The 20,525-nt window shown below is 59.8% G+C and carries 19 protein-coding genes; 12 read left to right on the forward strand and 7 right to left on the reverse strand.

Annotation, left to right across the window (positions count from 1 at the left end):
• Nucleotides 1–49: 49 nt before the first annotated feature.
• Entirely contained in the window at nt 50–1,501 is a 1,452-nt protein-coding gene (locus AS89_RS0115905) for an alpha/beta hydrolase family protein (RefSeq protein ID WP_010133736.1), read from the forward strand.
• Between the two features lie 99 nt (nt 1,502–1,600).
• Here the strand turns inward: AS89_RS0115905 and argH are convergent, their stop codons facing one another.
• Nucleotides 1,601–3,013 (reverse strand): argininosuccinate lyase, encoded by a 1,413-nt coding sequence (gene argH / locus AS89_RS0115910; RefSeq protein WP_010133738.1) that lies wholly within the window; start codon nt 3,011–3,013, stop codon nt 1,601–1,603.
• A gap of 100 nt (nt 3,014–3,113) precedes the next feature.
• Here argH and AS89_RS17920 point away from each other — a divergent pair, with 100 nt between their 5' ends.
• Together AS89_RS17920 and AS89_RS0115920 are read left to right on the forward strand one after the other, a co-directional pair.
• Nucleotides 3,114–4,385, forward strand: a complete 1,272-nt coding sequence (locus AS89_RS17920; RefSeq protein ID WP_010133740.1) for a sensor histidine kinase — start codon at nt 3,114–3,116, stop codon at nt 4,383–4,385.
• A complete protein-coding gene (locus tag AS89_RS0115920; protein WP_010133741.1) occupies nt 4,382–5,140 on the forward strand; it encodes a LytR/AlgR family response regulator transcription factor in 759 nt (252 codons plus the stop codon). Before AS89_RS17920 ends, AS89_RS0115920 begins: the two co-directional genes overlap by 4 nt.
• Nucleotides 5,141–5,167: 27 nt before the next feature.
• On the opposite strand, the gene AS89_RS0115925 is transcribed toward AS89_RS0115920, so the two are convergent.
• The 5 genes from AS89_RS0115925 to AS89_RS0115945 form a co-directional block, all read right to left on the reverse strand.
• Nucleotides 5,168–5,785 carry a LysE family translocator gene (locus AS89_RS0115925; protein WP_010133743.1) on the reverse strand — a complete coding sequence of 206 codons (618 nt, stop codon included), beginning with the start codon at nt 5,783–5,785 and terminating at the stop codon, nt 5,168–5,170.
• Nucleotides 5,786–5,798: 13 nt separating this feature from the next.
• On the reverse strand, nt 5,799–6,545 hold the full coding sequence (locus AS89_RS0115930; RefSeq protein ID WP_010133745.1) for an SDR family oxidoreductase: 747 nt from the start codon (nt 6,543–6,545) through the stop codon (nt 5,799–5,801).
• On the reverse strand, nt 6,542–6,796 hold the full coding sequence (locus AS89_RS0115935; protein ID WP_010133746.1) for a hypothetical protein: 255 nt from the start codon (nt 6,794–6,796) through the stop codon (nt 6,542–6,544). Before AS89_RS0115935 ends, AS89_RS0115930 begins: the two co-directional genes overlap by 4 nt.
• Before the next feature lie 66 nt (nt 6,797–6,862).
• Nucleotides 6,863–8,011, reverse strand: coding sequence for a PilT/PilU family type 4a pilus ATPase (locus AS89_RS0115940; RefSeq protein ID WP_010133747.1), 1,149 nt, complete (start codon nt 8,009–8,011; stop codon nt 6,863–6,865).
• A gap of 245 nt (nt 8,012–8,256) precedes the next feature.
• A complete protein-coding gene (locus AS89_RS0115945; protein WP_010133748.1) occupies nt 8,257–9,291 on the reverse strand; it encodes a type IV pilus twitching motility protein PilT in 1,035 nt (344 codons plus the stop codon).
• A gap of 96 nt (nt 9,292–9,387) precedes the next feature.
• Here AS89_RS0115945 and AS89_RS0115950 point away from each other — a divergent pair, with 96 nt between their 5' ends.
• Nucleotides 9,388–10,083, forward strand: a complete 696-nt coding sequence (locus AS89_RS0115950) for a YggS family pyridoxal phosphate-dependent enzyme (protein ID WP_029250101.1) — start codon at nt 9,388–9,390, stop codon at nt 10,081–10,083.
• Nucleotides 10,084–10,141: 58 nt separating this feature from the next.
• Here the strand turns inward: AS89_RS0115950 and AS89_RS0115955 are convergent, their stop codons facing one another.
• Nucleotides 10,142–12,178 (reverse strand): S9 family peptidase, encoded by a 2,037-nt coding sequence (locus tag AS89_RS0115955; RefSeq protein WP_010133750.1) that lies wholly within the window; start codon nt 12,176–12,178, stop codon nt 10,142–10,144.
• Nucleotides 12,179–12,429: 251 nt separating this feature from the next.
• Here AS89_RS0115955 and proC point away from each other — a divergent pair, with 251 nt between their 5' ends.
• The 8 genes from proC to hemW all read left to right on the forward strand — a co-directional run bounded on the left by proC (nt 12,430) and on the right by hemW (nt 20,514).
• Nucleotides 12,430–13,266: a pyrroline-5-carboxylate reductase gene (gene proC, locus AS89_RS0115960; protein WP_237709715.1), complete on the forward strand. Its 837-nt coding sequence runs from the start codon at nt 12,430–12,432 to the stop codon at nt 13,264–13,266.
• Nucleotides 13,267–13,278: 12 nt separating this feature from the next.
• Nucleotides 13,279–13,884 carry a YggT family protein gene (locus AS89_RS0115965; protein ID WP_010133752.1) on the forward strand — a complete coding sequence of 202 codons (606 nt, stop codon included), beginning with the start codon at nt 13,279–13,281 and terminating at the stop codon, nt 13,882–13,884.
• Nucleotides 13,885–14,092: 208 nt separating this feature from the next.
• Complete coding sequence (locus AS89_RS0115970) at nt 14,093–16,060, forward strand: dynamin family protein (protein WP_010133754.1); 1,968 nt, start codon at nt 14,093–14,095, stop codon at nt 16,058–16,060.
• A gap of 123 nt (nt 16,061–16,183) precedes the next feature.
• Nucleotides 16,184–17,407 (forward strand): homoserine O-succinyltransferase MetX, encoded by a 1,224-nt coding sequence (metX, locus tag AS89_RS17925; RefSeq protein WP_010133755.1) that lies wholly within the window; start codon nt 16,184–16,186, stop codon nt 17,405–17,407.
• A complete protein-coding gene (gene metW / locus AS89_RS0115980; RefSeq protein ID WP_029250102.1) occupies nt 17,407–17,997 on the forward strand; it encodes a methionine biosynthesis protein MetW in 591 nt (196 codons plus the stop codon). The genes metX and metW overlap by 1 nt, the downstream gene beginning before the upstream one ends.
• An 87-nt stretch (nt 17,998–18,084) precedes the next feature.
• Nucleotides 18,085–18,534, forward strand: coding sequence for a DUF4426 domain-containing protein (locus tag AS89_RS0115985; RefSeq protein WP_010133757.1), 450 nt, complete (start codon nt 18,085–18,087; stop codon nt 18,532–18,534).
• Nucleotides 18,535–18,627: 93 nt separating this feature from the next.
• On the forward strand, nt 18,628–19,272 hold the full coding sequence (gene rdgB, locus AS89_RS17930) for an RdgB/HAM1 family non-canonical purine NTP pyrophosphatase (RefSeq protein ID WP_010133759.1): 645 nt from the start codon (nt 18,628–18,630) through the stop codon (nt 19,270–19,272).
• Nucleotides 19,273–20,514: a radical SAM family heme chaperone HemW gene (gene hemW, locus AS89_RS0115995; protein ID WP_010133760.1), complete on the forward strand. Its 1,242-nt coding sequence runs from the start codon at nt 19,273–19,275 to the stop codon at nt 20,512–20,514.
• Nucleotides 20,515–20,525: the final 11 nt, after the last annotated feature.

Raw genomic sequence — 20,525 nt, forward strand, 5'->3', positions numbered from 1 at the left:
GCTGGCACTCGGTGGATGATGGACGATCAGCAATATTTAAGGATGAATTATGCAGTGCTCTCTCTGGCTAAGAAGTTTTCCACAATTTTTTGTCGGGCTTGTTTTTACCATTCTGGCTTCCCTCGGCCATGCCGCCGAGCCGCACAAAGGCTTCAGCGGTGACTGGGTCGGTACGCTCAACGCCTCGCCCGCGGTAAAACTGCCGCTGGTCATACACCTCGAGCAAACCGCAGATGGCTGGCAGGGGTCACTGGACTCCCCGGCCCAGGGCGCTATGGGCATTCCCATGTCTGCAGTTACCGTCGATGGGCAGCGGCTGCAGTTTGAGATTGCGGTTATCAAGGCCCGCTATCAGGGAACGCTCGATCCCGCCTCTGGCGCGGTGCGCGGCACCTTTACCCAGGGCCAGTCATTTGAACTCGACTTTACCCGTCAAACCAAGCAGGCCGCGCAGGCCAACCTCCCAGTTCGGCCACAGACCCCGGTAGCGCCATTCCCGTACAGCGAGGAAGAGGTGCAGGTGGTGAACGCGGCGGCCGATATTACCCTCGCCGGCACGCTTACCCGCCCCGCGGGTGCCATCAAAGCGACCGCTGTTCTGATTACCGGGTCTGGGCCGCAGAATCGCGATGAATTTATCGCCGGCCACAAGCCTTTTGCAGTGCTGGCCGATCACCTGAGCAGAAATGGATTTGCGGTGCTGCGGCTCGACGATCGCGGGGTGGGAAAATCCACCGGAGAATTCAACACGGCAACCTCCGAAGATTTTGTTGGTGATATCAGCGCTGCGGTGGATTACCTGCAGGGGCGTGAAGATATTCCCTCACACACCATTGGTCTGCTAGGGCACAGCGAGGGCGGCATGATTGCGCCGATGGTGGCGCGTCAGCGCGATGATCTTGCTTTCATCATCATGTTGGCCGCGCCCGGTGTGGACATTGTCGAGATGTATATTGAACAGCGCGGTAAAATCCTCGGTGCCTCAGGTGTATCGCCGGCGTCGTTGCAGAAAATTCGTGAAATCGACCACGTTGTGTTTGCGCAAATCAACCAGCTGCCTGAGGGGCAGGCGCTCCCTGCAGCGACCCTCGACAAGCTGCGCGAGATTGCTCGGGTTGCCGGCATGACGGACCCGGATGGTATTGAACAGCAGGTAGCGGCGCTAGCAGAGTTCTACTCATCACCTTGGTTCCGCTATTTCCTCAAGTTTGATCCGGCGCCTTATCTCAGTGAATTGCGCACGCCGGTACTGGCGCTAAACGGCAGTCTGGATATGCAAGTGGTTGCCCAGCAAAATCTCACCGGTATTCGCAATTCGTTGCGCGCCTCTGCGCACCAGGATTTTGAGGTGGTGGAGCTGAAGGGTCTGAATCACCTGTTCCAGACCGCACAAACTGGCGCTATTACCGAGTACGCCGTGATCGAGGAAACCATGGCTCCAAAGGCGCTGAATTATATGAGTGCCTGGCTGGACGATCGCTTTGCCGAGCAGGCACGCTGAGGTCTGGCCCAGTTAATGAGGCTCCAGTTAATCAGGGTCCAGTACAGCGGACCCTGACAAAAAACTAACCCTTCCCAACTAGCCCAGCGCCAGCCAGTATTAGCGCGCGGCGATCAGTGCGCGGGCGCGTTCACAGGCCGCGCGCACCTGGTTCGGCGCGGTGCCGCCGATATGGTCGCGGGCGGCGACGGAGCCTTCCAAAGTCAGCACGTCGAATACATCGTCGCCAATCACGTCGGAGAACTTCTGCAGCTCGGCGAGGCTGAGGTCGGCGAGGTCGCAGTCTTTGTCGATGGCGAAAGCCACGGACTGGCCGACGATCTCGTGGGCATCGCGGAAGGCCACACCTTTGCGCACCAGGTAATCGGCGAGGTCAGTGGCGGTGGAGAAGCCTTTGCCGGCTGCAGCCAGCATGTTTTCTTTTTTCGGCTTCAGCGCCGGCGCCATATCGGCAAAGGCGCGCAGGCAGTCGAGCGCGGTGTCGGCAGCGTCGAACAGCGGCTCTTTGTCTTCCTGGTTGTCCTTGTTGTAGGCCAGCGGCTGGCTTTTCATCAGGGTCAGCAGGGCAATCAGATGGCCGTTTACACGGCCGGTCTTGCCGCGCACCAGCTCCGGCACATCCGGGTTTTTCTTTTGCGGCATGATCGAGGAGCCGGTGCAGAAGCGGTCCGGCAGGTCGATAAAGTCGAACTGGCTGGACGTCCACAGCACCAGCTCTTCACTGGCGCGGGACAGGTGGGTCAGCAGCAGCGCAGAGAAGGCGCAGAATTCGATGGCGAAATCGCGGTCGCTCACGGAATCCAGCGAATTTTCGGTGGGCGCATCAAAGCCCAGCAGCTCGGCGGTGCGCGCGCGGTTGATCGGGTAGCTGGTACCGGCCAGTGCCGCGGCACCCAGCGGCGAGCGGTTTACACGCTTGCGGCAGTCCATCAGGCGCTCGAAATCGCGGGTCAGCATTTCGTTCCAGGCCAGCAAGTGGTGGCCGAAGGTTACCGGCTGCGCAGACTGCAGGTGGGTGAAGCCCGGCATAATGGTATCGGCTTGCTGCTCGGCCAGGTCCACCAGGCCGGTCTGCAGTCGGGTCAGCTCGGCGGCGATCTGGTCGATGCGGTTGCGCAGCCACAGGCGGATATCGGTGGCCACCTGGTCGTTGCGCGAGCGGCCGGTGTGCAGCTTCTTCCCGGTGGCACCGATGCGGTCGGTCAGGCGGGCTTCGATGTTCATGTGCACATCTTCCAGTGCTACCGACCAGGGGAATTCCCCCGCTTTGATTTCCTCGGCAATATCCTGCAGGCCGCCGGCGATCTGCTGGAATTCGTCCGCGGTGAGTACCCCCACTTCCGACAGCATCTGCGCGTGGGCCAGCGAGCCCTGAATGTCTTCCAGTGCCATGCGCTGGTCGAACATCACCGAGGCGGTGAAGCGCTCCACGAACGCATCGGTGGCTTCACTGAAGCGGCCGCCCCAGAGCTTGGCTGCGGGATTGTTGGTGGATGCGTTGTCGTTACTCATGCTGCCTCTGCTCGAAAGTGCGTTGGAATATGGAAGTCGATCCGGGATGGCGGTATCTTCTTTACTCTCTAGAACGGCTCCAGAATAAAGATAAAGTGGTATGACATCTTCCCGGCCCGCGCAAGCGGCGGGCATTATAGCGCAGCAAATTCGTAAAATTGCCCCCTCAGGCAAAGATTCTGCGCGTCCGGAGCCCGGCCATTCGGTCGCCGACCAATATCCCCACTTCCTCCCCGACCTGTGCAGCGTGACCGGTGTGACGGCCCTGGTGCTGATGGGCGAGCTGTTGGCTTTGGTGCTGGTGCTCGCCACCGAAGGTGTCCACCCGTTTAACTGGCAGCGCCTGGGGCTGGTGTCGCTTACAGTGCAGTGGGTGACCCTGCCTGCCGCCGCCATTCTGTGCCGCCTGCGCCCATTCCTGGCACAACTTACCCACAAGCTCGCCGCCGCACTGAGCTACTGCGCGGTGCTTGCGGTGCTGCTACTGGTGCTGCTCGGCCAGCACTGGTGGGCGGCGGATATGGCGAGTACCTCTATCGACTGGCTGTCGCTGCTGGCGAACTTCCTGGTTGGCGCCATCTGCGCGGGCGTAGTGCTGCGCTACGCCTATGTGCAACAGCAGTTGCACAACCAGCAACAGGCCGAACTCGGTGCACGTATCGAGGCGCTGCAGTCGCGCATTCGCCCCCACTTTCTGTTTAACAGCATGAACAGCCTCGCCAGCCTGATTGCGGTGGACGCGGAGCGCGCGGAAAAACTGGTGGAAGATTTGTCCGCGCTGTTTCGCGCATCACTGGCGGACTCGAAAATGGTGCCGCTGGAGCAGGAAATTGCGCTGGCAAAACGCTATCTGGAAATTGAGTCTCTCCGTCTGGGGGATCGATTACAGCAGCAGTGGCAGATCGATGTTGAGAGCGATGGCGTACAGGTGCCGTCGATGTTGTTGCAGCCGTTGCTGGAAAATGCGGTGTTGCACGGGGTGGCGCGCTTGCGCGGCGGCGGTGCGATAAAAATCTCGGTGCGCGAGCGGCACAGTGGTCGTCAAAATGTCATTGGCAGCGAAGCACGCGAGCTGCTATTGTCGATTCATAATCCAGTTGCAGAAGCGAATGCTGAGAGCGCAGCAGGCCGCAATGCCCATCTTGATACACACGATGGCAACGGTATGGCGATGGAAAATATTCGCCAGCGTCTCAGCGCGTTTTACGGCAATCGTTTCCGCTTTAGCGCGGAACAAAAAGGTGGCGTCTACCAAGTGGCGTTAACCCTGCCGATAAACGCAGAAGCGGAAACCAGATCAACTCAGCCAGTGCATGCACCGGCCCGGAGCGAGCGAGCAGAGCGCGGCGCTGAACAAGAGGTGGCGCTGTGAATACCGCCGAACGCCCTCTGGGAGTGCTGATCGTCGATGACGAGCCGCTGGCGCGGGCCAGACTGGCCCGACAGTTGCAAAGTATTGATGGTTGCCAACTGCTGGGAGAAGCTGCCGATGGGGAAAGCGCGTTACAACAGCTGGATTCACTCGACCCGGACCTGCTGTTACTGGATATCGAAATGCCCGGAGAAAACGGGCTCCAACTCGCCAACCAAATCTCCAACCGTCCCAATCCACCCGCGATCATATTCTGCACCGCCCACGACGAATTTGCGCTCCCTGCCTTTGCGGTTGCTGCATCGGGTTACCTGCTCAAGCCCGTCAATGTGGAACAACTGGCACAGGCGATTGCCCAGGCGCGAAGACTGAGCAAACCGCAACTGCTGGAGCGCAGCGCGGAACCTGCGCAAGCCCCCGGCGGCCGTCGTCAGATCAAGGCGGTGAGTCGCCGCGGTGTGCAACTGCTTAGTATTGAAGATATCCGCTGCTTTGTGGCGGAAGACAAATATGTCATTGCCCACCACAGTGCCGGCGAAACCTTGCTGGATGAATCGCTGAAGGATCTGGAAGCGGAATTCGGCCAGCGTTTTGTGCGCGTGCACCGCAACGCCATCGTGGCGAAGGCGCATATCACCGGTCTGCAAAAAGAGGGCGACGGTTACCGGGTAACCCTGGCGGGGTGTACACACCGCCCCGTGGTTTCGCGCCGGTTGCTCGCCAGCATCAAGTCCCTGCTGTTTGCAATGGCCTGAACCAGCACCCGCCTCACTAAGCTTCCGCTAGTTTCCGCGCGCCGCCATCCAGATGCCACTGCCGATCAAGGTGGCGCCGCCAACGTAATTTAATAGCCGGCTTTGCGCGCGATTTTGCAGCATCGCCTGTGCGCGCAGGGTGGCCCAGGCGTAGGTCAGCATCACACCACCCACCGCGAGGGTAACGACGACAAAGATCGTGATGGTATCCATGACGGTGATTTCTGTGATGGGCAGGAATGCGGGGAAAAAACTCAGGTAAAACAGGATCGCCTTGGGGTTGCCAAGGGTTGTGGTCAGGCCAAGCAGCCAACTGGAGGCGAGTGAGCTTTTTTTCGGTGCCGCGTTTACTTCGCTGCTACCGCGTGCACGCAACAGGCTAAGGCCCAGCCAGATCAAATAGGCTGCCCCCACATATTTCAGCACCACAAACGCACTGCCCATCACATCCGCAATATACGCAAGGCCGGATAGGCACAGGGCGATAAAAACATAATCCCCGAACACGATACCGATGGTGGTCACCAGCCCGTGCAGCATACCGCCGCTGGCGGAACGCGCCATCACGGCAAAAATACCTGGGCCGGGAATGGCCGCAAGCACGACCATGGCGCCGAACAGGGCGAGGGTGTTGATGAGAGTCATGGGGTATTCCTGTTTAGCAGCCGCCGGTCACGTCAATAAAGGTGCCGGTGCTATATGTCGCCTGTTCGCTAAGTAGCCAGGCGATGGCTGCGGCAACTTCTGTATCCTTGCCGCCGCGCCCGAGGGGAATTTGTGGCGTAAGACGGGCGATACGATCCGGTTCTCCGCCGTCCGCATGCATTTCGGTATGAATAAAACCCGGACGCACGCCATTTACCCGAATCCCCTCTTTGGCAACCTCTTTGCTCAGGCCCATGGTGAGGGTGTCTACGGCACCTTTGCTGGCCGCGTAGTCGATGTATTCATTGGGCGAGCCGCTGCGAGCGGCACCGGAAGAAATATTGACGATGGCACCGCCCGTGCCGCCGCGCAATGTGGACATTCGGCGCACCGCCTCGCGGCAGCAAAGCATGGTGCCGGTTACATTGGTTTGCAGTATCTGATTGATACGCGCTGCCGTTATATCCTCCAGTCGCGACTGTGTCAGCAGCATGCCGGCGTTGTTTACCAGTGCGGTCAGCTGGCCCAGTGTCTGGTCCACTTCGCGAAACAGTCGTTCGACGTCAGCCTCTACCGAGACATCTGCCTGCACGGCAATCGCATTTGCACCCAGTGCCCGACATTTTTCTACGATGCGATGTGCCTCCGCTTCACGCATGCGATAACTGATACACAGGTCGTAGCCCTGCGTGGCAAGTATGGTGGCGGTAGCTGCGCCGATACCGCGGCTGCCGCCGGTGACCAGGGCGATGGGATTCACGGAAGTATCATTCCGGCTTCTGCGAGGCGGCCACGCAGTCGATCCATAGTCTCTCGGTATTCCCAGTACATGATGCGGCCATGGGACCCAGTAACCAGGATGTATTGCTCGCTGACAGATTGAATTCGCTCGATAGCAATAAGCTTGGTCAGAAAGCTGGGTTCATTGACCTTCTCGACGATTTCCTGATTATCTTGATCGTAGCCGTGTACGACGAGTGCGGTGCGAACGTCCAGTTCCAGGAATTTCACTATGAACGTCTCGTGAGGTGGAGGAGGAAGCTGGAGCCTGTAGACAGGCTCCCGCTGGGCAGTGGATTAATACAGCTGCGGGCCGCTGTTGTTGTCGTTGTCGCCGGCCAGGCTTAGTTCGTCGGCCGCGCTGTTGAGGTACTCGGCGTCGGATTCGGACTTGAGCTTGATCATCAGGCGCAGGTCGTTCGCGGAGTCGGCGTGGGCGAGGGCGTCTTCGTAGGTGATTTCGCCGCGGTCGTACAGTTCGTACAGCGCCTGGTCGAAGGTCTGCATGCCCTGCTCGGTGGAGCGCTTCATCAGCTCTTTCATTTTGTGCACCTCACCTTTACGGATCAGGTCCGACATCAGTGGGGTGTTGATCATGATTTCGAGACAGGCACGGCGGCCGTCACCGTCCGGCGTCGGTACCAACTGCTGGGCGACCATGGCGCGCAGGTTGAGCGACAGGTCCATCCACAGTTGTTCGTGGCGGTCTGCCGGGAAGAAGTGAATGATCCGGTCCAGCGCCTGGTTGGCGTTGTTGGCGTGCAGGGTACACAGACACAGGTGGCCAGTTTCTGCGAAGGCGATGGCGTGGTCCATGGTTTCCCGCGAGCGCACCTCACCAATGAGGATGACGTCGGGGGCCTGACGCAGGGTGTTTTTCAGGGCGGTCTCGAAGGAGTCGGTGTCGAGGCCGACTTCGCGTTGGGTAACGATACAGCCGCGGTGCTGGTGGATAAATTCGATGGGGTCTTCGATGGAGATGATGTGACCCTTCGAGTTTTCGTTACGGTGGCCGATCATGGAGGCCAGCGAGGTGGATTTACCGGTACCGGTTGCACCCACAAAGATGATCAGGCCGCGTTTGGTCATGGCCAGCTCTTTGAGCTGCTCGGGCAGGCCGAGTCCGTCGATGGTGGGAATCTTGGTTTCGATTCGACGCAGTACCATGCCGACGAGGTTGCGCTGGAAGAAGGCGGATACCCGGAAGCGGCCGACGTTGCGCAGGGAGATGGCGAAGTTGAGTTCTTTGTTTTCGGAGAACTCTTTTTTCTGCCGGTCGTTCATGATGCCGACAACCATTTCCCGGGCTTTTTCCGGGGACAGCGGTGTGGTGGTGACGGGAACGATTTTGCCGTGCAGTTTGATGGAGGCGGGTACGCCGGCGGTGATGAACAGGTCGGATGCGCCTTTTTCACTCACCAGTTGTAAGAGTCGTTCGATTTCCATTTTTATTTACCGCTGTCGGTTTTATTCGGGGCCCGGACTTGCTCTGTTTGTGTCCGGTGGCGGCCGGACGCCGGGTGCGGGTTTTCAGGACCGGGCTAGGCGCCCCCCTGCGAATACATCCCTGTACGCTTCGTCGGCAACATCCTTGTTACCGACGATCCTGAAAACCCGCACCCGGCATCCAGCCTTCAATTATTGCTTCCGTACTTTGTAAGCGCTCGTTCAATTAACGCTGAAAGTGCCGTTTAGAAATTCTCCGGCATCTTCGCTTTCTCGCGCGCCACTTCACGGCTGATGATGCGTTTCTCTACCAGGTCCTGCAGGCACTGGTCCATGGTCTGCATGCCCACGTTGGCACCGGTCTGGATGGCGGAGTACATCTGCGCGATTTTGTCTTCGCGGATCAGGTTCCGGATCGCCGGGGTGCCACGCATGATTTCATGGGCTGCCACGCGGCCGCCGCCGTTGCGCTTGAGAAGGGTTTGCGAGATTACTGCCTGCAGGGATTCCGAGAGCATGGAGCGCACCATGGCTTTTTCTTCCGCGGGGAATACGTCGACGACACGGTCGATGGTCTTGGCGGCGGAGGTGGTGTGCAGGGTGCCGAAGACCAGGTGGCCGGTTTCTGCGGCGGTCAGTGCCAGGCGGATGGTTTCCAAGTCTCGCATCTCACCAACCAGGATGATGTCCGGGTCTTCACGCAGTGCGGAGCGCAGTGCTTCGGCGAAGCCATGGGTGTCGCGGTGGACTTCCCGCTGGTTGACCAGGCACTTTTTGGATTCGTGCACGAATTCGATCGGGTCCTCTACGGTGAGGATGTGCTCGTATTTGTTGTCGTTGATGTAGTCGATCATCGCCGCCAGCGAGGTGGACTTACCGGAACCGGTAGGTCCGGTAACCAGAACGAGGCCGCGCGGGGTGTCGGAGATCTGCTTGAATACTTGGCCCATCCCCAGGTCTTCCATGGTGAGTACCTTGGAGGGAATGGTCCGGAATACGGCGCCGGCGCCGCGGTTGTGGTTGAACGCGTTCACACGGAAGCGGGCCACACCGGGGACTTCGAAGGAGAAGTCGGTTTCCAGGAACTCTTCGTAGTCCTTGCGCTGCTTGTCGTTCATGATCTCGTAGATCAGGCCGTGCACCTGCTTGTGCTCCATGGGCGGCAGGTTGATACGGCGCACATCGCCATCTACCCGGATCATCGGGGGCAGGCCGGCGGAGAGGTGCAAATCCGAGGCATTCTGCTTGGCGCTGAAGGCGAGGAGTTCTGTAATGTCCATACTGCTACCTTTATTCTTCTTACATTCACTGGTCGATATGACGCGGGGGCCGCAAGCACATAGAATGCCCGCCGAGCAAAAGTTGGGTCCCAGTATATGCGCAAAGGGTCTATCCCCGAAAACCTGAATTCCGTCGCTGAGCGAATTGTCACAGCTTGCCGCAGTTGTGACCGGCAAGCCGAGGATGTCACGTTGCTGGCGGTGTCCAAAACCCGCCCGGCGGCGGACCTGCGGGCAGCCTATGCGGCGGGTCAGCGCCATTTTGGCGAGAACTACCTGCAAGAGGCGCTGGATAAACAGGCGGAATTGGCCGATTGCGCCATCACCTGGCACTTCATTGGCCCGCTGCAGTCGAACAAAACCCGCGATGTGGCGGGGCACTTCCACTGGATGCACACGGTCGAGCGGTTAAAAATTGCGCGCCGCCTGTCGGAGCAGCGCCCGGTGGATATGCCGCCACTGAACGTGTGCCTGCAGGTCAATATCGATGGAGAGGATAGCAAGTCCGGGGTGAGTGCGGAGGCGCTGCCGGAATTGGCCGCGGCGGTGGCGGCGCTGCCCAACCTGCAGTTGCGTGGCCTGATGGCGATCCCCGCGCCGCGCGGCGCATCGGAAGACCAGCGCACGCCGTTTATTCAGCTGGCGGCATTGCTGGACGCGCTCAAGTCCCAGCTGCCGGATCAGCCACTGGATACACTGTCGATGGGAATGTCGGGGGATATGGAGGCGGCGATATTCAGCGGTGCGACCATCGTGCGCATCGGCACGGATATCTTCGGCCGCCGGGATTAGCCCGGGCGCATGCTGCGACCAGACTAATCCGGGGGTTGCGTATGAGAGCAGAGCGGAATTAACGCTCGGCGCGCATCTCTTTGCTGGTCTCGGTCTGCCAGCTGGATACCGGTTTCTCGAGCAGGTGTTCGGAGAAGAACATCGCGGTGACCTGTGAATAGATATCGCGGTTTTCCTTCTTGCGATAGCCGTGCCCCTCGTTCAGCGCGTTCATGTACCACACCGGCTTGCCGCCTTCGCGCAGTGCCGCAACAATCTGCTCTGCTTCGGTGACCGGCACACGCGGGTCATTTTCACCCTGTACCACGAACATGGGCACCCGAATCTTCTCCACATTGTTGCTCGGGCTGATGCGCTCCAAGAAGGCGCGCATATCCGGGTTGCGCTCATCCCCGTATTCCACCCGGCGCAGGTCGCGGCGGTAGTCGCGGGTATTGGTCAGGAAGGTGACGAAGTTGGAGATGCCCACGATATCCACCGCGGCGCGCAAACGGTCGCTATAGTGCATGGCACTGGCCAGGACCATATAGCCGCCGTAGCTGCCGCCGAATACCGCAACGCGGTCCGCATCGAGATCGGGCTGGGTTTCGATCCAGTCCAGCAGGGCGCCGATATCACGCACCGAGTCTTCGCGTTTGAAGCCGTTATCCAGTGCCACGTAGGTTTTGCCGTACCCGGCGGAGCCGCGCACATTCGGAGCAATGACCGCCGCGCCCAGCTTTTCCAGCCACAACTGATAGGTGCTGCTGAAGTAGGGGCGGTACTGGGCTTCCGGGCCGCCGTGGATGGAGATGATCACCGGCGCCGGGCCTTCTGTGTCGCGCGGGCGGTATACAAACGCGGGGATCTTGCGCGGTTCGCCATTCACCTCGTCAAAGGTGGGGTAGTGCACCAGCTCGGGCTCCACGAATTTGTCGGTATCCAGGCCGCCCACTTCGCTGTAGGTCCAGCGCTGTAGCCCGGCGTAACGCAGCGGGTTGCTGCGCAGGTTCAGGACAAAAGTATCGGTCGGGGTTTTGGGGGTGTTGATGGACAGGGCGAGCTGATTGCCGTCGTCATTAAACGCCAGGCCGCCAATGACCCCGATTGGCATATCGTCGACCTTGCGGTAGCGCATGGAGCGGGGGTCGATGAGGTACAGCTGATCCATACCGTTTTCATTCACGGTGAAGGCGCCGCGGCGGCGGTCCTCGCTGAATGCCACCGAGGCAACATCCCAGGCTATATCGCCGGTGATTACGCGCTCTTCTCCGTTGCTGAGGTCGTGGAAAACCAGCTCGGCAAATTCACCGCGGCGGTCGGATACGAAGAAAACCCCGTTTCCGTTGGCGGTGAAATCTGCCGCGTAGTTGCGCGACTGGTTGTCCTTGTCGCCGGCGATCAAGCGTAAATCGCCGCTTTCCAGGTCCAGAACATGCACCAGCGAATTGGTGGAGGAGATGTATTGCTGTACCAGCAATCGGCGGTTGTCGGCGCTGAAGGATACCGGCCCCCACCAGCTGCCGTCCGGTGATTCGAGGGCGAGGGTGCTGGTCTCGCCATTTTCTTCCATGCGGGTTATCCACAGGTCATTGGCGCGGCCGTCGCGGCGGGTGCTCTGGTAGGCAAGCAGGGAGCCATCCGGGCTCCAGGTGATGGCGCTATTGCGGGATTCACCATCGGAGAGCATGCGGCTTTCGCCGATGGTCGCATCGAACAGGAAGATCTGCGCATCCTCGCTGCCACCGGCATCCATGGTAAATGCCAGCTCATTGGATCCCGGGCGTGGCTCCACCTGCCCAACCGGCTCCTGAAAGAAAGTCAGCTGCTGGCGCGCGCCGCCCGGCTGATCTATTCGGTGGATCTGGTTTACGTCCCCGAAGCGGGTGGAAACAAAAAGCGCATCGCCTTCCTCGGTCCAGCCAAGTACCGCGGCGGAGCGCACATTCTGGTAGCGGTTCAGGTCTTCCGCGACCTTGTCGGGGATAGCGGGTATATCTTCAAGAACGAGATTGCCGTTATTGAGGGTGCGGGTTTCCACAGCTGCGGATACCACTGCAGACCAGGCAATACCCGACGCGAGCAACAGCGATGCAAACATACGGTGTTTGTTCATGGGCTTTCCTTATTGCTTGTATCTTTATTCTTTGAATCTCTGGTGTGTACTGTCATTGCCATGGTATCCAACTCACTAGTGGATACCACCGCTAGCGGGCGCATTTGCGGTCAGCCGACACCGGCCGGCGAGGATTTCAATTGCGCAGCCGAGTAGCCATAATTCGCGGCGAGAAAATTCGCGTGCAAGAGCAGCGATAATGCATGGCTACCGCTAGCCTTACACAGCGGCCAGCAAAGAGGAGTGAAAGGGTGTCAGGACAACAGCATTCAGCGATGGTGTTTATCGGCGGTGCCGGCAATATGGCGGGCGCAGTGATTGGTGGCATGGTGGCCAACGGTTACCCGGCGGATAAGATCGTTGCGACCGGGCGCGACGAGCACAAGCTCAAGGCGTTTTGTGATCGCACCGGCGTACATGGGCGTACCGATAACCTGACGGCGGTACAAGAGGCCGACGTAATCGTGCTGTCGGTGAAGCCCCAGGGCATGCAGGCCCTGTGCAAAACCATCGCCGCCGAAGTGAGTGCCCGCAAACCGCTGGTGATTACGCTGGCGGCCGGTATTCCCGTATCGGCGTATCAGCGCTGGCTCGGTGCCGGTGTGCCCATTGTGCGCGCCATGCCGAATACCCCGGCGCTGGTAGGCACCGGCGTGACCGGTCTCTTTGCCGGCGAGGGTGTCACCGATGAGCACAAATCCGTCGCTACGCAGATGGCGCAGGCGGTGGGTATTGCCCAGTGGGTGGCAGAGGAGTCCGGCATCGACGAAATCATCGCGGTGTCCGGCTCGGGCCCCGCATACTACTTTCAATTTATGGAATCCATGATCGATGCGGCGGAGAAGGCCGGCATGGATCGCGCCGACGCCGAGCGCCTCACCTTGCAAACCGCTCTGGGCGCGGCGAAACTTGCGGTGGCCGCGGATGTGGATGTGGCGCAACTGAAGCGCAATGTGATGTCGCCCAATGGCACCACCGAGCGGGCGATCAAGCGTTTTCAGGAGGGCGGCCTGCCACAACTGGTGGAGCAGGCGATGGCCGACTGCGCGGCGCGCGCAGCGGAAATGGCGCAAGAACTGGATAAGTAATAAGGAAGCCTAATGGCCAACACCTTCAGCAATATTGGCGTATTCATTCTCGCCACCGTCGGGATTCTGTTTCTGTTCGCGGTGCTGCTGCGCTTTATGCTGCAGCTGGCGCGGGCCGATTTTTACAATCCGATTTCGCAGGGCATCGTCAAGGTGACCAACCCGCTGCTGCGCCCACTGCGTAAAATCGTACCGGGCGTGTTCGGTATCGATATGGCTTCGCTGGTGCTCGCACTGCTGGTGGGTTGGGTGATGATTATGGGTGCTGGGTTTCTTGCCGGTGCCGGCATGCTGAATCCGCTGAGTGCCCTGCTGTGGTCGCTGCTGGGTGTGCTGATGACGCTGATCGCCATCCTGTTTGTGGGCATGCTGATCTCGATCGTGGTCAGCTGGATAGCGCCGCAAAGTTCCCACCCGGCACTGATGCTGCTGCGCCAGCTGCTGGAGCCTGTGTACGCGCCGGTGCGCAAGATCATTCCACCGCTGGGGGTGATCGATATCAGCCCGATCTTCGTGTTCATCCTGCTGACCGTGGCCGATAAGCTGCTGGTGGGATTTGCGCAAAGCGCGAGCATGCCGCAACTGGTATACAACCTGTTCTGGCATATCCCCTTTTAAGACTTTTGGGGGCCGCCATGCCGGCCCCTCGCGTTCCTCAACGTGTCATAACTGTCAGCACGCGTTTTCTCCCTCCGCATTTCACTTTTCTGCAGTTATCCAGTTCGCGAAATCCCGGTACCAGGGTTTAACTCCGGGCGCGCATGCTGGAAAATGTCCGGTGAAATTGTAAATTTGTCTGAAGTAGTAAGAATAAGAACTCCCAAACATGGAAGATGTGACCTTGCGCCAGCATATAGCCGACTACGATCTCTGGAAGAAAGGGTTGGATACGCAGTTCAACCGGTTTAGCCAGTGGCTGGAAGAGCACTTCCCCAACTCTGCCGGCGCCCGCCAAGTAGTGCAGCAGGCGCGCCAGCTGTTGGTAGACGACCAGTTCACCGTTGCGCTGGTAGGCGAGTTCTCCCGCGGTAAGACCGAGCTGATCAACGCGCTGCTGTCGCACACCTATGGCAAGCGGCTGCTGCCTTCGCGCCCCGGCCGCACCACCATGTGCCCCACCGAAATATACAGCGATGGCACCGAGCAGGCTTCGGTGCGGCTGCTGCCAATCGAGACCCTGGCCACCAATACCAGCCTGGAAAGCTTCCGCCGCATCCCGCAGAAGTGGGTCAACTTCGACTTTGACCCGGACGATGCCAGCGCCACCCGCGAAGCGCTGATGAAAGTCGCCGCCACCAAGGCGGTGACCCCGGAAGAGGCCGCGCGCTACGGTTTCGACCGCCGCCACCTGGACGGCAACGGCAACCTGGTGCAGATCCCGGCGTGGCGCTACGCGCTGATCTCCCTGCCGCACCCGCTGTTGGCGCAGGGCCTGCGCATTATTGATACCCCCGGGCTCAATGCCCTGGGTAACGAACCGGAATTGACCCTGTCCACCCTGCCGAGTGCACAGGCCGTGGCCTTTCTGCTCTCCGCCGATGCCGGTGTCAGCGGTACCGACCTGAATATGTGGGAAACCCACCTGGTGCCGCTCAAGGAGCATCGCGGTACCGCGGTGATGGCACTGCTGAACAAAATTGACGTGCTGTGGGACGACCCGGACGAAGACTCAGACCAGATGCTGCGCAAGATGCGCGCCGAGGTGAGCAAACTGTTGTCGCTGCCACAGGAAAATGTGGTCGGCGTCTCCGCGAAAAAAGCCCTGTTGGCGCGTGCCGAGCGGGACCCGGTGCTGTTGCAGCAGAGCGCCTTCGGTGAGTTTGAGAAGCTGCTGGTGCAACGCTTGATGGAGCACCGCGATAAGGTGGCCAACCACCGTTCGCTACATCAGGCGCTGACTCTGATGGCCGACACCCGCGACTTGTTGAAGAACCGCCTCAACAGTGGCCGCGCCACCCTCGACCACCTGAAGCGCCGCGGCTCCGCCAGCCCGGAACAGTTCGAAGAGCTGAAGCAACTGCACGCGACCGCCAAGGAGCAGCACAAGTACTGTCACCAGGAACTGCTGACCCTGAAATCCAGCCAGCGCATGCTCGCCCGCCAGCGCGCCTCCCTATTGGCGCCAGTCTCCAGTCAGCAGCTGCAGCAGCTGATTGACGAGACGCGTACCGCGTTGAACGAGCGCTGGTCGCCGCTGGGACTGGCCCGTGCCATCGACGGTTTTATGGGTGGCGTGGAAAATCAGTTGTCCAACCTTGAGCGGGAAGTGGACCAGACCAACCGTCTGGTAGACGCCATCTACGACCGCTCGACCCTGAACAATATTGTCTCTAACGAGCAGCACTTTGATATTGCTGGTTTCCGTGCGGCGCTGCGTGGCCTGCACCGCCAGGCGGCACAATTGCGCCGTTCACCGCAGCTGCTGCTGGCGCGACGCAATCGCCTGACCGAACGCTTTGTGGCAACCCTCGCCAACGAGGTGGGCCGCATGTACAGCCAGATGATCTCCTCCGTTGATGGCTGGCTGGAACAGGTACTCGAGCCGCTGAAACAGCATGTGCAGTACCAGAAGCATTTGCTGAACCGCCACATGATCAAGCTCACCGAGCTGAAGCAGAAAACCCAGAGCAAGCGCACCGACCTGCGGGCTTTGGAAGAAGAGTTGGTACGCAACCACAGCGCGCTGGGTGGGCTGGAAGATCTGCTCAAGCACACCAAGGCGGCGCCCCAGCCGATTGCACCGGCACCGGTTGCGGATAACGTGACGCCGCTGAAGGCGCCGGCGACTTCCTAAGTTGCACGCAATTTATGCGGTTAGCCGTGCCCCCGGGGGCACGGCGACGAATGACCACAACACGCTAACCGGTGTACTCCAGTCCCCAGCTTTCGTAAACTTGGCGCCCCGCCCAGTAAGTAAATGCGAAAAATTTTGACCACGGAAGCGCAATCTCACCACTCAGGAAAACCGGCAGGGCTGCCCGCCAACTCCGTCGGTATCGTCGAGCCAAATAGCCATACATTTCCCGGCCCGTTCAAGTTGGCCTGTGGCCGCGTACTGGACGAATACACCCTGGTCTACGAAACCTACGGCCAGTTGAACGCCGATAAAAGCAATGGCGTACTCATCTGCCATGCGCTGTCCGGCCACCATCACGCCGCGGGTTACCACAGCGTCAGCGATAAGCGCCCGGGCTGGTGGGACCACTACATCGGCCCCGGGAAACCCATCGACACCAACAAATTTTTCGTGGTTGCGCTGAATAACCTCGGCGGTTGCCACGGCTCCACCGGCCCCACTTCCATTAATCCGCAAACCGGCAAACCCTGGGGTGCGGACTTTCCACCGTTGCGCGCGCGCGACTGGGTGCACAGCCAGGCACAGCTGGCGGACCTGCTGGGTATCCAGCAGTGGGCGGCGGTGGTCGGCGGCAGTCTCGGTGGCATGCAGGCCATGCGCTGGTCACTGGAATACCCCGAGCGCCTGCGCCATTGCGTGGTGATTGCCTCGGCAATGAAACTGTCTGCACAGAATATCGCGTTCAATGAAACCGCCCGCCAGGCCATTACCTCGGACCCGGATTTTCGCGATGGTCGCTATCTGGAAGAAGATACCCTGCCGCGCCATGGCCTCGCCGTGGCGCGCATGATCGGGCACATCACCTACCTGTCGGACGATGGGCTGGGTAAAAAATTCGGCCGTGAATTGCGCTCCGGTACTTTTGCCCAGGGCGTAGAAGAGCTGGTGGAATTCCAGGTGCAGAGTTATCTGCGCTACCAGGGTGATTCGTTCTCCGGCAGCTTCGACCCGAACACCTATATCCTGATGACCCGCGCGCTGGATTACTTCGACCTGGCGCGGGAGTATGGCGACGATCCGGTGGCGGCATTCTCCCATGCACGGTGTAAGTTCCTGCTGGTGTCGTTCACCTCCGACTGGCGCTTTGCCCCGGAGCGCTCGCGCGAAATCGCCGATGCGCTGATGCATGCCAATGTGCCGGTTACCTACGCGGAAGTGGAGTCTCCCATGGGCCACGACGCCTTCCTGTTGCCGAACACGCGCTACGAAAATATTTTCGCCGCGTATATGAATAATGTCGCCCGTGAACAGGCGGGCGGTGCGCGTGCCGAGGTGACCCCATGATGCGTAAGGACCTCGATATCATCCACAACTGGGTGCCGGCGCGGTCGCGGGTGCTCGACCTCGGTTGTGGTGATGGGGCGTTGCTGGAGCGTCTGGCCAGCGAGAAGCAGGTCAGCGGCTACGGTGTTGAAATCGATCCGCAAGAAATCCAGAAATGCGTCGAGCGTGGGGTCAACGTAGTAGAGCAGAACCTGGATAACGGCCTGAAAAATTTCGCCGACCACAGTTTCGATACCGTGCTGATGACCCAGGCATTGCAGACCCTGCGTTTCCCCCATCTGGTGGTGGAGGAAATGCTGCGGGTCGGGCGCGAGTGCATTATTACCTTCCCCAATTTCGGGCAGTGGAAAGCGCGCTGGCACCTGGCGTTTTCCGGCCGCATGCCGGTATCGGATTTATTACCCTACGAATGGTACGACACGCCTAATATTCACTTTTGTACTTTCAAAGACTTTGAGGTGTTGTGTCGGGAGCACAACTGGAAGATTCTGCACCGTCAGGCGGTATCGGAGTCCCCGGTTTCCGGTGTGTTGAAGGACTTTTTGCCGAATTTATTCGGTGAGACAGCGATTTACCATCTGACTCGCTAATATTATCTGTAGCGAGTCGCTTTTTACGCCATGCGAGCGGGCCGTAACGGGCTTGTTGCGCACGCAAACTCAGTTTAGGAGGACGCCGTGAAACGTTATTTTGCTGCATTTATTTCTGTGGCCTTATTGCTGTGGGCTGCAGCGGCCGCGGCGCAACAAGCCAAAATCATCGAGAACCATCAGAATTTCGGCGATTATCGTGTGAGTTATTCGGTGTTTAACAGTGACTTTATCTCGCCGGAAATCGCGCGTGAATACAATCTGGTGCGGGCGCGTGACCGTGCCTTTGTGAATATTTCCGTTGGTAAAAAAGGCGGGACCACAGGTGAGAGCGCCGGCATTTCTGGCAACGCCATGAACCTGATCCAACAGTCGCGCGCGCTGGAGTTCAAGGAAATACGCGATGGCGATGCAGTGTATTACCTGGCACCGTTCCGCTTCGAGGACGAAGAGAGCCTGACGTTCAAAATCGATCTGGTAATGCCCGACGGCAGCAAGCAGCAACTGACTTTCCGTCGCCAGTTACACAAGAACTGAATCTCGCTCCGTTATCCTTCTCTTGAATCAAAGCACTTAAATTACAGCGAGCGCACCGCGTTCGCTGTTTTGCGTTGAACGGAACTCGCCCTTATGGAAAAAATCGTCCTCGCCAGCGGCAACGCGGGCAAGCTGAAAGAGTTTTCCCAGTTGTTTTCCGGCTGGCAGATCGCGGTGTTGCCGCAGTCTGACTTTTTACAGGAAGAGGCGGATGAAACCGGCCTTAGCTTTATCGAAAACGCCCTGATCAAGGCACGGCACGCGAGCCGCGCTAGCGGCTTGCCGGCACTGGCGGATGATTCCGGCCTGGCAGTGGATGCCCTCGGTGGTGCCCCGGGTATCTATTCGGCACGTTATGCCGGTGTGGGTGCCAGCGATGCCGAGAACAACCAGAAATTACTCCAGGCACTGGAAGAGGTGCCCACAGAAAAACGCGGGGCAAGTTTTCACTGTGCACTTGCCTTTGTGCGCAGCGCCGACGACCCGGTACCGCTGGTGTGCACCGCGCGCTGGACTGGGGTGATCCAGACCGCGCCCGCGGGCGACCAGGGCTTTGGCTACGACCCGCTGTTCTTCGTCCCCTCGGAAGGTCTCACCTCGGCCCAGTTGCCGCGAGAGGTAAAGAATCGCCTCAGCCACCGTGCGCATGCGGTGAAGAAGTTTGAGCAGCTGTGGCACGAGGAAATGGTGGTACCGGAACGGCAGGCCAGGGAAGCCGCCGGCACGAAGTTTTTCTAGATGGCCGCACACGGTACCGGTCAGTCCCTGTTGGCGTTGCCGCCGCTCAGTCTCTACGTGCATATCCCCTGGTGTGTGCGCAAATGCCCCTATTGTGACTTCAACTCCCACGAGTTTGCCGCCGGCATGCTGGAGCATGCCCAGGGTAGCCCGGCGGGTGCACGCCACCTGCCAGAAGCGGAGTATGTGGACCAGTTGGAGCGCGACCTGCGCAGCCAGCTGCCCTGGGTCCAGGGGCGCAAGCTCGGCTCCATTTTCTTCGGCGGCGGCACGCCCAGCCTGTTTTCACCGCTGGCCATCGGTCGCATTCTCGACCTCGCCGAGTCGCTGGTGGGTTTTGCCGATGACATCGAGATCACCCTGGAGGCGAACCCGGGGACATTTGAGCAGGCCAAGTTTGCCGGTTATCGCCAAGCTGGCGTGAATCGTTTGTCGATCGGGGTGCAGAGCTTCGACCCACTGCAACTGCAGAATCTCGGGCGTATCCACTCGGGCCCCGAGGCGCTGAAGGCGGCTACCCAGGCGCGCACGGCAGGCTTCGACAATATCAATATCGACCTGATGCACGGCCTGCCGGGGCAGGGCGAGACCGAGGCGCTGCAGGACCTGGCACAGGCGGTTGCGCTGGGCGCCGAGCATATCTCCTGGTACCAGCTCACCATCGAGCCCAATACCGCCTTTTATTCCGCACCCCCGGTTACCCCCGGCTCTGAGCAAATTGCCGCGATCCAAAAGGCCGGCCGCGCGTACCTGGCAGAGCAGGGCTACGGCCGCTATGAGGTGTCGGCCTATGGTCGCGCGGGGCTGGCTTCGCGGCACAATCTCAATTACTGGTCCTTTGCGGATTACCTCGGCATCGGCGCCGGTGCTCACGGCAAGGTCACCCTGCCGCAAACCGGCCGCATCCTGCGTACTCAGCGAACCCGTGCACCGCAGCACTATCTGGCGCTCGGCTGTGAAACCGGGGCTGGCGGCGTGGAATTTACGCTGCCCAAAATCAAGGAAGTTGCGGAGGGCGAGCGCCCGCTGGAATTCCTGATGAATGCCTTGCGGCTTGAGGACGGGGTACCGGCGGAGAGTTTCGAGCAGTTTACCGGCCTGCCACTGGAGACCTTGCGCCGCGAGTGGCAGCGGCTCGAGGTGATGGAGCTGGTGCGGCCGCTGGGGCCCACCATTGGCACCACCAGCTTTGGGTATGACTACATAGACGAAATATTGCAGCGCTATCTGGCGGAAAGCTGAGCCGCCGCAGC

The sequence above is a fragment of the Microbulbifer agarilyticus S89 genome (genome assembly GCF_000220505.1).
Taxonomy (GTDB): Bacteria; Pseudomonadota; Gammaproteobacteria; order Pseudomonadales; family Cellvibrionaceae; genus Microbulbifer; species Microbulbifer agarilyticus_B.

What these genes read in the sequence shown, in the direction of transcription:
- AS89_RS0115905 (WP_010133736.1), top strand. Translation starts at nt 50, where the DNA reads ATGCAGTGCTCTCTCTGGCTAAGAAGTTTTCCACAATTTTTTGTCGGG.
- argH (WP_010133738.1), bottom strand. Translation starts at nt 3,013, where the DNA reads ATGAGTAACGACAACGCATCCACCAACAATCCCGCAGCCAAGCTCTGG.
- AS89_RS17920 (WP_010133740.1), top strand. Translation starts at nt 3,114, where the DNA reads ATGACATCTTCCCGGCCCGCGCAAGCGGCGGGCATTATAGCGCAGCAA.
- AS89_RS0115925 (WP_010133743.1), bottom strand. Translation starts at nt 5,785, where the DNA reads ATGACTCTCATCAACACCCTCGCCCTGTTCGGCGCCATGGTCGTGCTT.
- AS89_RS0115940 (WP_010133747.1), bottom strand. Translation starts at nt 8,011, where the DNA reads ATGGAAATCGAACGACTCTTACAACTGGTGAGTGAAAAAGGCGCATCC.
- AS89_RS0115945 (WP_010133748.1), bottom strand. Translation starts at nt 9,291, where the DNA reads ATGGACATTACAGAACTCCTCGCCTTCAGCGCCAAGCAGAATGCCTCG.
- AS89_RS0115950 (WP_029250101.1), top strand. Translation starts at nt 9,388, where the DNA reads ATGCGCAAAGGGTCTATCCCCGAAAACCTGAATTCCGTCGCTGAGCGA.
- AS89_RS0115955 (WP_010133750.1), bottom strand. Translation starts at nt 12,178, where the DNA reads ATGAACAAACACCGTATGTTTGCATCGCTGTTGCTCGCGTCGGGTATT.
- AS89_RS0115965 (WP_010133752.1), top strand. Translation starts at nt 13,279, where the DNA reads ATGGCCAACACCTTCAGCAATATTGGCGTATTCATTCTCGCCACCGTC.
- AS89_RS0115970 (WP_010133754.1), top strand. Translation starts at nt 14,093, where the DNA reads ATGGAAGATGTGACCTTGCGCCAGCATATAGCCGACTACGATCTCTGG.
- metX (WP_010133755.1), top strand. Translation starts at nt 16,184, where the DNA reads ATGCGAAAAATTTTGACCACGGAAGCGCAATCTCACCACTCAGGAAAA.
- metW (WP_029250102.1), top strand. Translation starts at nt 17,407, where the DNA reads ATGCGTAAGGACCTCGATATCATCCACAACTGGGTGCCGGCGCGGTCG.
- rdgB (WP_010133759.1), top strand. Translation starts at nt 18,628, where the DNA reads ATGGAAAAAATCGTCCTCGCCAGCGGCAACGCGGGCAAGCTGAAAGAG.
- hemW (WP_010133760.1), top strand. Translation starts at nt 19,273, where the DNA reads ATGGCCGCACACGGTACCGGTCAGTCCCTGTTGGCGTTGCCGCCGCTC.